Raw genomic sequence first — 15,160 nt, forward strand, 5'->3', positions numbered from 1 at the left:
TCGTCGCCGACGGAGCATGCGACGGATTCGTTTGTGCCGGATCCGTGTGCGAACTGTGGTGGCGTGTCGTATTACGGCCAGGACCACATCCGGCTGAGTGCGAGGCTGTCTGACCCGGATGGCGACGCGGTGGATCCGCGGTGGTGGGTCAAGCGTGGCGCTGCGGAGGAGGACAGCGGTTGGCTCGGGCAGTTCCAGGCGTCCGGTGCCTACCACAGCAGGAACGTTAATTTGGCTGACCAGCACGGTAACCAGGTCAACTGGGCGGTGATGGGCGGTGACGGCCGGGCGGCGAGTGACTGGGCGTTCACGCCCCGTCCGTTCGTTGTGGACAGAATCGCCCCCGGCAAGGAACCGACTGTCTCCGCCGTTCTTTACCAGGAGGACAACCGCTGGCATGGCGGTGTGGGCGTGCCGGACACGTTCACCTTCGGCGCCAACGGTGTCGACGACATCGACCACTACTTGTGGGACTGGAAGGACGAGCCACAAAACAAGGTGCTCGCCAATGGGCTCGGCGGCAGCGCATCCGCGACCATCACGCCGGATTCCGACGAACGCCGTGAACTGTTCGTCCGGAGCGTCGACAAAGCGGGCCATCAGAGCAAGAGCCGCATCTACCGGTTCTACGTCCGCTCGGGCAACGGCCCGTACGCGCAGTGGTCGATGGAAGGCAACGCACAGGACACGGCGTACCTGGGCGACCGGCACGGCACGCTCGAAGGTGGCGCGAGCATCGTCAGTGGTGGCGCGACCGGCTCGGCAGTCGAACTGGACGGTGTGGACGACCACGTCAGCGCGCCGAACACCATCCGCAACGACAGCGCCTTCACCGTATCGGCGTGGGTGAACATCAAGGTGAACCACGGCGCGAGGACCGTGGTCAGCCAGGACGGCGCGTTCCTGCCTGGCTTTGGATTGTGGTACCGCGCGGAGAACGACGGAAGCAGGCCACGGTGGGCGTTCGGCGTGCCGAACTCGACGACTTCCGACAAAGGCGTGCAGGTCGCGGAGTCACCGATCGGTATGCCGCAGCTCAACACGTGGACGCATCTAGCCGGCGTGCGCGACCCGAACAACAAGCAGGTTCGCCTCTACGTCAACGGTGTGCTGGCCGGTGCCGTGGCGATGAACGCTGTGCCCGAGTTCGCGCCCGGCAACGTCAGAATCGGCCGGACGATGTGGACCACCCGCCCCGCCGCCGACCACTGGAAGGGCACGATCGACGAGGTCCAGCTGCACGACCGGGCGCTGACCGAGGCGGAGATCGCGGCCGCGGTGAGTCAGAGCAACGTCCATGTTGGACATTGGAAGTTCGACGAGAAGGACGGCAAGACCGCGCGCAACTCCGTTGAGGGTGGCGCGGACGGTGTGCTGACCGGAGGCGCTTCGTTCGACCCAAAGGGTGCGTCCAACGGCGCGCTGAAGGTGGACGGCGTCGACGGCACCATGACGACCAGTGGTCCGGTGCTGCGCACCGACCAGAGCTTCTCGGTCGCGGCGCACGTGAAACTCGATCGCGCGGACAACGGCACCTACACCGTATTGGGCCAGGACGGCGAGAAGATCTGTTCGTTCTGCCTGCAGTACCAGAGCAATCGCTGGGTGTTCGTGTTCCCGCGCAACGACGCGGATACCCCGGTCGGCTATGACTGGGTCGGTACTGAACCCCAGCCCGTGCCCGGTGTCTGGACACATCTGGCCGGTACCTTCGACGCGACGACCGGCAAGATCCGGCTGTACGTCGACGGCCACCTGATCGGCGAGACCACCCGTGTCACGCCCTGGCAGGCCACAGGCGCGTTCCGGATCGGTTCGGCCCGTGTCCTCGGAGTCAACCAGTGGTTGCCCGGCTCGGTGGACGAGGTCCGCGTGTACAGCCGGGCGCTGTCCGAGGACGAAGTGCGCGGGATTCTGACGCGCGACGACGTCAAGGCGGGCGAGTGGAAGCTGGACGGCAACGCCAACGACTCGTCCGGGAACAACCTCAACGGCACGCTCAGCCCCAGCGGCGCGGACTGGGCCTCAGGTCAGAGCATGACTCCTGACCCAGCGGACATGGCTGTGCGGCTCAACGGTGCCAACGGGTTCGTCACCGCGCCGAGGGCGTTCGACACGGACAAGAGCTTCTCGGTGGCGGCGTGGGCCCGGCTGGACAAGATCGGCAGCCCGGCCACGGTGGTGTCCCAGGATGGTGCCAACGTCAGCGGATTCACCCTGCGGGCACTGGCCGACGGGCGGTGGGATTTCTTCGCCGCACGCTCCGACCAGGCAGGCGCGGGTGACCAGGCGACCGGACCCGCTGCGACCCGCGGTGTCTGGACGCACCTGGTCGGCTTGTACAGCAAGGACCGCAAGCGGATCGAGCTCTACGTCAACGGTGTGCTGGCCGCATCGGCAGCCCACGACGGCGGGTTCAACGCGACCGGACCGCTGCAGTTCGGCAAGTCCAAGACGACAGGCACCACCGATTTCTTCACCGGCGCGATCGACGATGTGTCGGTCTACAACCGGACGCTGTTCGCCAGCGAGATCACCAGGATGGCGGGCCGGGACCTCAGCCTCGGGCACAACTGGACGTTCGACGAGGGCAGCGGCACCACGGCCAACGACTCGGCCGGTGGCAAGCCCATGGAACTGAAGAACGGCACCGGGTTCGCGCAGGGCCGGGCAGGCAACGGGTTGCGGCTCGACGGTGTCGACGACGTGGCGGTCACCGCCAGTGGCGTCAACGTGAGCACAAGCGCCAGCTTCACCGTGTCGGGCTGGGTGAACCTGGACAACCAGACGTGCCAGATCGATCCGGAGACCTTGCGCTGCATGATGAGCGCGATCTCGATGGACGGCGGCGGTGACGCGCCTGCCAAGTTCCGGCTGGGCTACGTCAAGGACATCGACAACGGCAGGCCGGGCAACTGGATCTTCGAGTTGCCCGAACGCGCGGGCGAGGTGACCAAAGCGTCGCTGGACGTGCTGCCGGGCGAGAAAACCGGCTGGGTCCACCTGACTGGCGTGTACGACGCGGCCGCCAAGGCAGTGTGGTTGTACGTCAACGGAACCCGTAAAGACGACGGCATTCTGCTCGAGCCGTGGCAGGCCACCGGCCAGCTGCGGATCGGCAGCGGGTACGTCGACGGCCGTAACCAGTTCTGGCGCGGGCGGATCGACGACGTCCGGATGTACAGCGGTGCGCTGACCGACGACCGGGTGAACGCACTGATCAGGTCGTACCCCGCGCAGGACGGCCCGACCCCGCTGCCGACCGCCGACGCCGGGCACTGGAAGTTTGACGAGGGCACTGGGACCACTGTGGGTGACTCGAGTGGGCGTGGTCTGACCGCGACCATGAAGGGTGGCACGGGCTGGTACGGCGGCCGTAGCGGTTCCACCGGGTGGTTCGACGGCACGAGTGGCTTTGCTGAGACGGCTGGGCCGGTTCTCAACACCGATCAGAGCTTCTCGGTCGCCGGGTGGGCGTACCTGGACAACCTCACGCGTTACGTCACGGCCTTCGGGCAGGACGGCAACCGCGTCAGCGCGTTCCACGTCCAGTTCGACCCCACGGCCAAGAAGTGGGGTGTGGTGGTTCCCAAGGAAGACACAGACAATCCTGACCTGGATTATCTGATGTCGGCCGAGCCCGCGGTGGCGGGCTGGCATCACTTGGCGGTGGTTTACGACTCCGGGCTGCAACAGCTTCGGTTGTACGTCAACGGTTTGCTCTCCGGAGTACAGGTCGGCGTCAACATCGGCGCTTCGGCTGGTGTGTTCTCGATGGGTCGGTGCAGGTGGAACGGCGCCAACGGGTGCTTCTTCCCGCGTGGTGTCGATGAGGTCCGTGCGTTCCGTAAGCCGTTGTCCGACGCTGAGGTTCGTGTGGTTCACGATGACGTGCCAGCGGCGTTGCACGGGTACTGGCGGTTCGACGACAGCACCGTGACAGACAAGTCATGGCGCAAGAACCCGACCACCCTGTCCGGCGTCACCTCCTACGGGCCTGGAGTCACCGGCAAGGCACTGGAACTGGACGGCACGTCGGGTGCGGCGACCACCCAATGGGCGGGCACACCGATGCACGACAGCTTCTCCGTCTCCGCGTGGGTGAAGCTGACGAAGGCCGACAAGGTGGCCACCGTGCTCAGCCAGGACGGCAGCAGGCAGAGCTCGTTCCTGTTGCAGTACCGGCCGGAGATCGGCCGGTGGATCTTCGGCGCGGCGAACACCGACCAGGACGGCGCACCGCTGACCTACGCGTATTCGTTGCAGGCACCCACACTCAACCAGTGGACGCATCTGACCGGTGTGTACGACGCGCCGCTGCGGCAGTTGCGCCTGTATGTCAACGGCCAGCACGTCGGCACCAAAAACGACGCGTTGTTGTGGTCGGGTCTTGGTCCGTTCCACATCGGCCGCGCCAAGGAAAACGGCGCGATGACCGGCTACTTCAGCGGCGCGGTCGACGAGGTGATGACCGACTACGGCGTCGCCTCACCCCAGCACATCGCCCAGTACTCCAACTGGCCGGCACCCGCCGGCGGACAGCTCGGCCGGTTCACCGTGATCGGCGGCGGCGATCACCGGTCGGCCTACTCGGGCGGGGGAATCTACGAACCGTTCGGCGAGATTCCGGCCGGCTACCGGTACGAAGGGCCGCTCGGCATGATGCTCACCGAGGCACAGCCCGGCTCGCACCGGTTGTACAGCTGCCAGCTGGAAAACGCCGACGCGTTCACCTCCCTCGACCCCACCTGCGAAGGAAAAACGAAGCTCGCCGATCTCGGCTGGGCATACACCGAGGCACCCGAGAACGCTGCGACGGTTCCGCTTTACCGGTGCCTGGCTGGTGCCGAGCGGTTCGACTCGATCTCACCAACCTGCGAAGGCAAAACAGTCGACCGCCCGCTCGGCCACCTCGTGGCATACACAACACTGACCCGCTACTACCACAGCAGGGCGGCTGACCACCTGCAGACAACCGGTGCGGCGGAACCCGGGTACAAGCGCGAAGGCACGCTCGGCCTGCTCGCGATGGAAGCCGAGCCAGGAACGCAGACGCTCATGTCCTGTATGGACGGACAAGACCAGTTCCTCTCCACGGACGCCAACTGCGATGGCAAGACCGTGGTCCGGCCAGTCGGCCGGATCTGGACACAGGCACCAGAAGGCCGCAGCTCCAAGGAACTGCTCACCTGCAAGGTCGCCAGCGGCGCGATGGCCGGACAGCTGTTCGCGGTCACCTCGTCGTGCGAAGGCCACACCCAGGTCGCATCGCTCGGCTACGTGCTGATGTCCGTCCCTGTCCCGCTGCGACCCCTGATCTCGGGATCATAAGGAGAGCTGTGCGCTCCAGACCGATCGCGTTGTCGGTCAGGGCGGTGCTCGTCACGACGCTTGTGCAGGTCGTGACGAGCCCGGCGGCCGCCGCGGAAACCCAACCATCCGTGCCGTTACCGACGACGCCGTCCACCTCGGTGGTCGCGCCGTCGTTGAATCCCTACCGCCAGGACGACGCATCCGCACGTCAGCTAGGCGGGGACCAGCGTCCGAAGTTCACCGCACCGGACGGCCACGGCAGTACGGCCGCCACTTCGTTGGCACCGACGGCAAGCTGGACCGTCGCGTCGCATACAGGCGACTTCACCTGGTCCTACCCACTTCGGGTGCCACCGGCGCCCGGGGCGTTGGTGCCCAGCCTCGCACTGTCGTACCGATCGTCCGAAGTGGACGGTCGAACCAGTGCGACCAACAACCAGCCGTCCTGGGTCGGCGAAGGCTGGAACCTGTCGCCCGGATTTGTCGAGCGCACATACGGCCGCTGCGGCGACGATGACATGGGTGATGTGAAACCGCCGAAGTCAAACGACGATCTGTGCTGGCGCAGTGACAACGCCACTGCGGCCTACGGCGGCAGCGGCGGTCCGCTGATCCGCGACGACGTCACCGGAGACTGGCGGACCAAGGGCGATGACGGTTCCCGCATCGAACGCCGTGAGGGCATCGCCAACGGTGACGACAACGGTGAGCACTGGGTCATCACCTCCGTGGACGGGACCCAGTACTGGTTCGGGTCCCAGCCGGACTCCAAGTCGACGTGGACCGTCCCGGTGTACGGCGACGACAAGAACGAGCCCTGCCACACGACTTCGCACTGTGTCCAGGCCTACCGCTGGAATCTGGACAAGGTCGTGGACCGCAACGGCAACGTCATGCGGTACTACTACCAGACCGAGACCAACAAGTACGGGATGAACGAGCAGGACACCGCGGTCGAGTACATCCGCGGTGGCACGCTCGAGCGGATCGACTACGGCCTGCGCGACACCGTCACCACACCGAGCGGTCGCGTCCAGTTCGCGTTGGCAGACAGGTGCGTGCCGGGCAGCGCCTGCGACGACAAGAACAAGGACAACTGGCCGGACGTACCATTGGACGACAAGTGCACGGCCACACCGTGCACAGTGCACTACCCGTCTTTCTGGTCAACCAAGCGGCTTGCAGCCATCACTACTCAGGTCCTGCGCGGCACGACTTACGACGACGTCGACCGCTGGGAACTCGAACATCAGTACCCGGACCCGGGTGACAAAGAGAAAGCCGCGCTGTGGCTCAAGTCCATCAAGCACACAGGCCTCGTCGGCGCCACCTCGGAGACTCTGCCTGCCGTCACGTTCGAGGGCACTCCACTGCCCAACCGCGTTGACACCGCGACCGATGGCGTAGCGCCGATGTACCGCTACCGCGTCACGGGCGTGCGTTCGGAGACAGGCGGCCTGGTGTCGATCACCTACACCTCCCAGTGCAGACCGGAAAGCCTGCCGGCCAAACCGGAAGAGAACAGGCAATGGTGTTTCCCGGTCACCTGGGCTCCGAAGAACCACGCCGAGCGGACCGACTACTTCCACAAGTACATGGTCACCAAGGTGATCACCTCCGACCGGCTGCGGGTACAGGACAACGTGGAACTCAGCAGCCCTGAACAGGTCGTGAGCTACGAGTACCTCGACGGCGCGGCGTGGCACTGGGACACTTCGGAGTTCACCAAGGAGAGCAAGAAGACCTGGAACGAGTTCCGCGGGTTCGGCCGAGTCCGGACCCGGCTGGGTTCCTCGGATGACCTGTCGGGCAAGCGCACCATGTCCGAGGAACGCTTCCACCGTGGTATGGACGGCGACAAGCTGCCGCCCGCACCGGACGGCCAGCCGAGGTTCCGAGAGGCCAAGGTCGAGGACTCGGACAAGGTGACGTATCCCGACTCGGACTGGTTGCAGGGCTTCGGCTTCGAAACGGCGGACTTCGCCCATGAAGGCCCATCCGACGCGGCGGATCCGCCTCGGATCAGCAAGTCCGTCATCAGGCCCTCGGTCCAAGGCCCTACCGCCACACGTGGTGAGTTCAAGGCCTACATCGTCCGGCCTGGGTCTCAGCGCTCGTTCACCGCGTTGTCGTCCGGCAACTGGCGGACCACCAAGACGGAGTCGACTTACGACGACCGCGGCTTGCCGACCAAGGTCAACGACCTAGGCGACGAGGCCACGGCGGCAGATGACCGCTGTACGACCACAACCTATTCCCGCAACACGGGTAAGTGGATCCTGAGTCTGGTTGGCCGTGTGGAAACGGTCTCCGTCAACTGCAATGCGACGCCCACGTTCCCGCAGGACGCGTTGTCTGACACGCGCAACACCTACGACGACAACGGCAATCTGAAGGTCAACGAGGTCGCGACCGAACGTCCGGCCGCTGGCCCGAACTACCTCACGGCGTCCACAACGACGTATGACGATCACGGCCGGGTCAAGTCCGTCAAGGACGCGCTGGGGCGCACGACGGCCACGACTTATACGCCTGAACTGGGCGGTCCCCTTACGCAGACGACAGTTACCACACCGTCGCCACGTCAAGGTGTCGCCGGCTTGACGACCACGACAACCGTCGAACCCGCCTGGGGTGCGCCGACCACGATCAGCGACCCGAACAAGCGGGTGACCACACTGGCCTATGACGCGATAGGCCGCAAGACCAAGGTCTGGCTGCCCAACCGGCCGACGACCGGGAAACCCAGCTTCAAGTACGACTATCTGATCCGCAATGACGGAGCCAGTGTCGTGAGTACAACGAAGCTGGGTCCGAACAACACCGAAGTCACCAGCAATGACCTGTATGACGGTCTGTTGCGGCTGCGGCAGCACCAGGCGCCGGCGATGGGCGGTGGCCGGCTGATCGTCGATACCCGGTACGACTCCTTTGGCCGGCAATGGAAGAAAACGCAGCCGTATTTCAACTCCGCTGCCGTGGACACGACGTTGTGGCTGGCGTCGGACACCCAGATTCCTGGTCATACCCGGAGCTACTACGACGACGCGGGTCGGTTGTCCGCCTCGGTGTACTTCGGCGGAGCGCACGAGAAGTGGCGCACCACAATGACCTACGACGGCGACCGGGTGAACACCACACCGCCGTTGGGAGCCACACCCATCACGGGAATCACCAACGCGCGCGGCGAGGTGATCGAGCAGCGCCGGTATCACGGCTCCAAGGCGGAAGGTCCATATGACGCGACGCACTACACCTACAGCAAGTCCGGTCAACTGGAGTCAGTGACCGATCCCATGGGCAAGGTCTGGCGCTACGCGTACGACCTTCGAGGCCGGATGGTGCAGCGGGAAGATCCGGCTAGCGGAACCTCGATCATCACGTACGACGACGTGAACAGGGTGACCGCGAACCGTGACGGCCGCGGCGAGACAGTCGCGTACGAGTTCGACAACCTCGACCGCCGAACCGCCACGTACGCCGGTCAGATCGGCGGCACGAAACTCGCCGAGTGGACGTACGACACCGTCCTGAAAGGCCTCGGCAAGGTCGCGTCATCGACCCGGTGGGTGAACGGGAACGCGTACACCAGGAACGTTCTGAGCTACGACTCGATGTACCACCAGACTGGTGCGTCGCTGACGATCCCGGCCAGCGAAGGCCTGCTTGCCGGCACGTACCCGACCTATTCCAGCTACAACGCCGACGGCAGCCCGTCGAGCGAGTCGTTCGCCAAAGCCGGTGAGCTGCCGGAGGAATCGGTCAGCTACAAGTACGACAACCTTGGCCCGATCCTGGAAAGCTGGGGTGGCTACAACGGCAGCACGTTCCACTACGGGTCAGGGACCGAGTACACGCGGTACGGCGAACTTCAACGTGTGCGACTAGGTTCTGCCGATCGTCGCGTCTGGCAGTCGTACTACTACGACAGCAGCACCCGGCGGCTCACCAGGTCCATTGTGGACGCGGAAGTTCCGGCCCCCATGCAGTCGGACACCAAGTACACATACGATCCGGCTGGAACCGTCACGTCAGTCGCGGACGTTCCCATCGGCAAGACCGCGGACGTCCAGTGTTTCCGGCACGACTACCTGCGCCGCACCACCGAGGCGTGGACTGGCAAGCCGATCGACTGGTCAGTGGACGAGGGCTGCAAGACGGGCCCGAGCCTGGAAGCGCTGAGCGGTCCAGCGCCGTACTGGCACTCGTACACGTACGACAAGTCCGGAAATCGCACAACCGAAACCCATCACGCGAGCACCGGCGACACGAACCGGACCTACACCTACGACGTTCCTGGTCACGCGCACGCGCTCAAGTCGGTGCTCACCAAGGGCCCCGGCGTCGACACCCTGGAGGAATACCAGTACAACGCCGCAGGCTCGGTCGCAAAGAAGGGCGGCCAGGAGTTCACCTGGGACGTCGAGGGCGAACTGACCGGGATCACCAAGGACGGTAAGGCGACGTCCTTCGTCCATGACGCCGAGGGCGACCGGCTCATCCGTCGCGACCCTGAAGGCACGACCCTGTACCTGGACGGTCAGGAACTGCGGCTCAACGTGAGCGGCGGAAACCCGACAGCCACCCGTTACTACAGCCATGGCGGACGCATCGTCGGGGTCCGGCAGGGCAATGGCTCCCTGACCTGGATCACAGGTGATCACCAGGGCACCGGCCAGATCGCGATCGACGCCGGAACCCTTGCGGTCACCCAACGTCGCCAACTGCCCTTCGGCGCACCCCGTGGCGCAGTGGTGCAGTGGCCGACGGACCTGGGCTTCGTCGGTGGTACAGAGGACGAAAGCACCGGCCTGACACATCTGGGTGCGCGGGACTACGACCCCACGACCGGCCGATTCGTTTCCGTCGATCCGGTCATGGACCCAGCCGACGCACAGCAGATGAACGGGTACACCTACAGCAACAACAACCCGATCAGCTTCAGCGACCCCAGCGGTGCCTACTGCGACAGTTGCGACTTCTACGGCCGTCAGGAGCAAAAGAACGGCGGAACCGGTTCGGTGTGGACACCGCCACCGCCCACCAAGCCGCAGATCTCCAAGACCGATCAACAGGTGTGGCGTCAGGAGAAGGGCAGCAAGGCCACCCTGCAGAAGGCGCCCCCGGTGAAACCCAATCTGGCGCAGAACACCAAGGGCAACTGCCGGATGTCCACGGGTGCGTTCACCGGCGGCATCGAGGTGTGCGGCTACGGCGAGCCGATGACCGACGCACAGCACTTGATCCTCGAGACGTGCGCGGAGATCAAGGTCGCTGGTATTCCGTGTGCAGGCATCAACGCCATGGCCTATGCCGAGGACGGCGACTGGGCAAGTGCCGCGGAAGCGGCAGCGCAGATGGTGGGCGGCAAGGGCCCCAAGAAGAAGTCCAAGGAGTCCTGCAGCTTCACCGGCGAAACCCGGGTACTGATGGCCGACGGCACCACCAAGCCGATCGCTGAGGTCAAGGTCGGTGACAAGGTTCTTGCCGCAGATCCGCAGAGTGGTCACCGCGCTGCGCGAACTGTGACTGCCGTGATGGTGCACGAAGACCGCGTGCTCGACCTGGTCACCGCGGACGGGGCCAAGGTCACCACGACCGAGGATCACCCGTACTGGAACGAGACTGACCGGCAATGGCAGCGTGCCGACGAACTGGACGCCGGTGACCACCTGGCCACTGCCGCCGGTGATCGTGTCGCCTTCGGCCAGCTGCGGCCGGAGACGTGGCGGTTGGCAGCCGCGCACAATCTCACCGTCGCCGGTTTGCACACGTTCTACGTGCTCGCCGGCACCACGCCCGTGCTGGTGCACAACAGTTGCCCGACGGAAATGTTCGGCCGTGACCCGGAGGTGGGGCCAGGCGCGAGCCTTGACTTCCTGACTCCCGGAGAGATCCGACGGATTCAGAACGCGGCGGACAAGATCGGCCAGCCGATCACGCTCGTGGGCAGCCACGCACGCGGTACGGCCCACAGCGAATCCGATTGGGACTACGTGATCACGGGGCACAACAACAAGATCCGGAAGAAGGTCAAGAACTCCCTGCCGGTCGGCGCGAGAGAACTGGGCGTCGATCGCCGGATCGACCTGTTCAAGGGAGAGGTGCAGAAAGACTTGCCGTACATCACGTTCTATCCGAAGGCGCCCAAGTAACCATCGAGGACAAGCGTCGTCAGACTGATGGTGGGGGAGGCAGCGAACTCGCTGCCTCCCGGCGGGCAAGGCATGATCGTACGACGTGTGATGGTTTCGAATTCCGTGCACAATACGTGACAGCGATCCTTGCCAGCGACTGACAGGCCGAGCATCCGTTAGCAGGTGACCGGACCGAAACACCCCAGTAGATTTCCTGACGAAGTGTTTCCTCCGCCATCAGAGACCGGGCTCAACAGAAAGAACCCGTATCCCAAATTGTTCTTGGACTGATTTTTTGACACGACCGCCACACGCTCCGCGAATTCGCCGGGATGCGCGGGGTGACCTTGGTTGTAGCTCAAGCTGAGCCCGCCGCGTGGTCCAGGCTTGATTTCCATTCTGGCTTCCCCGTCGCCATTACCCTCGAACAGGTTCTCGGAAATCTGCAGAGACTGTCTGCCACGGCCAAGCAGAAGACCAACGTGCGCGTTATTGACAAACGTGTTGCCCACGATCTCACCGGTTCCGCTAATTACCTCCATGCCGACATCCATACTGGAGAACGAGTTTCCGCTGACGCGTATCCGAGTTGACGGTTCATCCCCCGACATGGCAGCGCCCCGGCGAGCGCCGGCAGTCGAAACGGTGTTGCCGGAAAACAGCAGCGACTTGATCCCCCACGCGGTGATCGCCCGCGCCCGGCTATTGATGATCGCAACGGTTCCACAGCTGCGCCCGATGTCGTCGGCGTCGATATCACTGTTGTCAATGGCAATGACTGACTGGACTGAGGGAGCTCTGAGTTCACAGTCGAGATTTTTCAGGTGAAATGCCGTTTTCACCGCAGAGCAGGAACTACCGCCGCGGCACCTCGCGTGGGATTCTGAGCGTAGTGCCGGATTTCCGACGGTCGATCCTGTCATGCCCACCTGGGAGTCGCGGTCAAACAGGAAGGGGGCGCGCCCGTTCAAAGTGACCGCGTCGAGGTTGACCCCCTTGGCGTTATCTCCTGCAATATCGGCACCTTTTATGGGGCTCCATTCGCTGCCCGCTTCGGACGAAGATGCCAAATTGACTTTCGAAACCTTTACCCCAGTGACGTCGGCCATCGCGATGCCGGTTTTGAACTGGGTGACGTCGCCGTTCTCGATGGTGACGCCGCTGACCGGGCCGTCGACTCTGATGCCGGTGCTGTGATCGGTGGGGGTGGCGGTGGTGAGTTCATGCCCGCCCAGGTCCAGCACCACGTCGTTCGCGGCGATCGTGAGCCCGACGTTGCCGGGACAGGTCAGATCGCTCTTGAGAACCGCGCTCGCGGTGAGGATGTCGCCGCAGGCCGCGGCGGGAAGCTCGGGTGTGACGATGATCGGCTGGGATTGCCGGACGCGCAACGGACCGGCGGTCACGGTGAACGTCGCGGTGTACGTGCCTGGCGCGGTAAAGGTGTGCTCGAACTCGCGCTGGTTTGAGGTCACCGCTCCGGGAACTGTCCACTCCAGATGGTCCGGAAGTCCGCCCGCGAGCTCGGCGCTGAACTTCACCTGCTGGCCGACCCGTGGCGACGTCGGACTGATGGTGAGCCTGAGGATTCGGGGCGGCGCGTCGCGTGGCTCGATGGCGACTGTCCTGGTCGCGACGGGCACGGTTTGGCCGGTGATCAGGGTTGTGGCCACGGACACCGAGAAGTTGCCTGGGCGGTCCCAGCGGTGCCGGACCGTGGTTCCGGTTGCCTCACTGCCGTCGCCGAAGGTCCACCGTGCGGTGGCGATACCGACGGCGGGTGTGCTGGCGGTGAGATCGAACTCGTCGCCGACAAGTCCGCGGTCGCGAGGTGTGATGGTGATGGCGACCGTCGGTGTGGCTGGTGGCGCGAATGGGTCCGTCTTGATTCGCGGGCCGGGCCCGTGCACTGGCGGAGTGTTGTCGGGCTTGCTGCCTTGGTCTGGTTTAGGAGGCAATGGCTGGCGGGACACCTCGTGGCTGTCCACGACCGGCGCGGCACGGTTGTTGTCCGGCTTCGTGGGTACATGTTTGGACACCGCGCGCACGTGGCCGTCGAGATCAAGCACACCGGCCTGGTCGCTGTCCGGGTCGTTGTAGAACACCAGCCCGTCGCGAGTCAGTAGTTCGAAGCGCACCGGACGGTCAAACAGTTTCCGTTCAACGACAACCCGCATCGTGTGTAGATTCACGATCCACACGCGCCCAGTGGAATAGTCGGGCACCACCACGTGGTCGCCCACTTCCACCGCCGCCCCGAGATCCGCCGCACCCGAACCAAGCGGGACCGGGTTCTTGCAGGACGCCCCGAACTCACACACCATCAGCAGGCCGCGAGAAGCTATGGAGATCAAGGTTCCGCGAGCCGAGCCGGACACCGCCACTCTGTCATCCGTGCGCACGTCTACCCGGATCGATTCGACGACAGAACCGGTCTGTGGGTCGAGCAGTTCCGCAGTGCCTCGGGCCAGATCCAGCAACGTCGGCCGGCCGTCGCTGACAGCGAGGTGCGTCTTCGACGCAGTGCCCGCGTTGGCACGGGAATGCCGTGCATCAGACAAGAACCACGCCAGGTCACCGGTTTGCCGGTTGAGAACCCAGAGGCGTCCATCACTGTCCACAATGGCGTCCTCAACCGTGCCAGCGAGCGAGTGCGGTGGACCGAGGGTCGCCAAGGTCGCCGGGTCGGTCGGTGTCAGCAGTCCACGCGACGAGTCCACTGTGTAAACGGCGTGGACCGTGGGAAAGAGCCTGTCAGCCGACGAGGACGATGGAGTAGAGGGTTCCAACGTCGCGCCGTCCACCCGCACCACCGATCCGTCCCGCTGATTCAGGACATAGCCGGTCGATCCCAGTTGTGCCGAACGGAGGGGCGAACCGGGTGGTGCGACCGGGACCCTGGCCGCGACCTCCGCCGAAGCACCGTCCACCAAGGTCAACTGGCCTACTTGACTGGACACCAGCCAAGCGGCGCCACCGTGCAACCGCACCCGCGGCGCTTGATGCGCTTGGTCCATCCCTAGCACAACAATGCTCGCGAGACTGGCCACGGTCGCCGCTATCGCGCTCCAGCGTTTGGTCCTGATCATCAGTCGCCCCCTCATACATGTCCGCCGACATCACACCCAAGCCGCTTATCGAACACCGCGGCACGACCTTGCACGGACAGCCTTGTCCTGGAGTGAACAAGGCTGGCAACTCAGACAGCGAGGCCTTATGTGGTGAACCAAAACGCGCCATAGTTGTCCCGGAACAGTGTGACTCGATCGTCCGAGCATCCCCACGCGTTGTCCGTTTCCCACCGCCGTGGTCAACGGGAAACCCCTCCCCTGCAGCCACTCGGCCAACGCATGCTGGGCAGCGTCAGCGATCCGGCACGGGATATGGCTTACTACAACCACTGCGCGTCGCGCGGCAAGATCATGATCCGCATCGAAAACACGACCGGCCAGGCCAGGGCCTGTGCGTCGAACCAAGCCGCCACTACCTGGGCCCGCTGTCGGTCATCAGGTACGCCTGGTGCAACTGATCACTCACAAGGCGGGTGGATGGTTCGTCCACCCGTAGCCAGCCACCTTTGCGAGTATGGGGGATTGTCATGTGGGGAAAGTTCGTAGTTCGAGCAGCGGTCGTCACGACTGCGTTGTCCAGCTTGGTCTCAGGTACCAGCGCGGCGGCGCAGTCATGCACGTGGAAAGCAACTCCGTTGC

3 protein-coding genes are annotated in these 15,160 nt (G+C 64.6%); 2 read left to right on the forward strand and 1 reads right to left on the reverse strand.

Annotated elements, in window-relative coordinates; genetic code table 11:
- Positions 1-63: 63 nt before the first annotated feature.
- The gene (locus tag B9C43_RS54580) at positions 64-5,331 is read left to right on the forward strand and encodes a LamG domain-containing protein (protein WP_143447300.1); all 5,268 of its coding nucleotides are present in this window, start codon (positions 64-66) and stop codon (positions 5,329-5,331) included.
- 8 nt (positions 5,332-5,339) lie between these two features.
- On the forward strand, positions 5,340-11,468 hold the full coding sequence (locus B9C43_RS54585; protein WP_160097445.1) for an RHS repeat-associated core domain-containing protein: 6,129 nt from the start codon (positions 5,340-5,342) through the stop codon (positions 11,466-11,468).
- A 158-nt stretch (positions 11,469-11,626) separates the two neighbouring features.
- On the opposite strand, the gene B9C43_RS54590 is transcribed toward B9C43_RS54585, so the two are convergent.
- Positions 11,627-14,011: a PKD domain-containing protein gene (locus tag B9C43_RS54590; protein ID WP_160097447.1), complete on the reverse strand. Its 2,385-nt coding sequence runs from the start codon at positions 14,009-14,011 to the stop codon at positions 11,627-11,629.
- Positions 14,012-15,160: the final 1,149 nt, after the last annotated feature.

This window comes from Kibdelosporangium aridum, from assembly GCF_900176515.1.
Classification (GTDB): domain Bacteria; phylum Actinomycetota; class Actinomycetes; order Mycobacteriales; family Pseudonocardiaceae; genus Kibdelosporangium; species Kibdelosporangium aridum.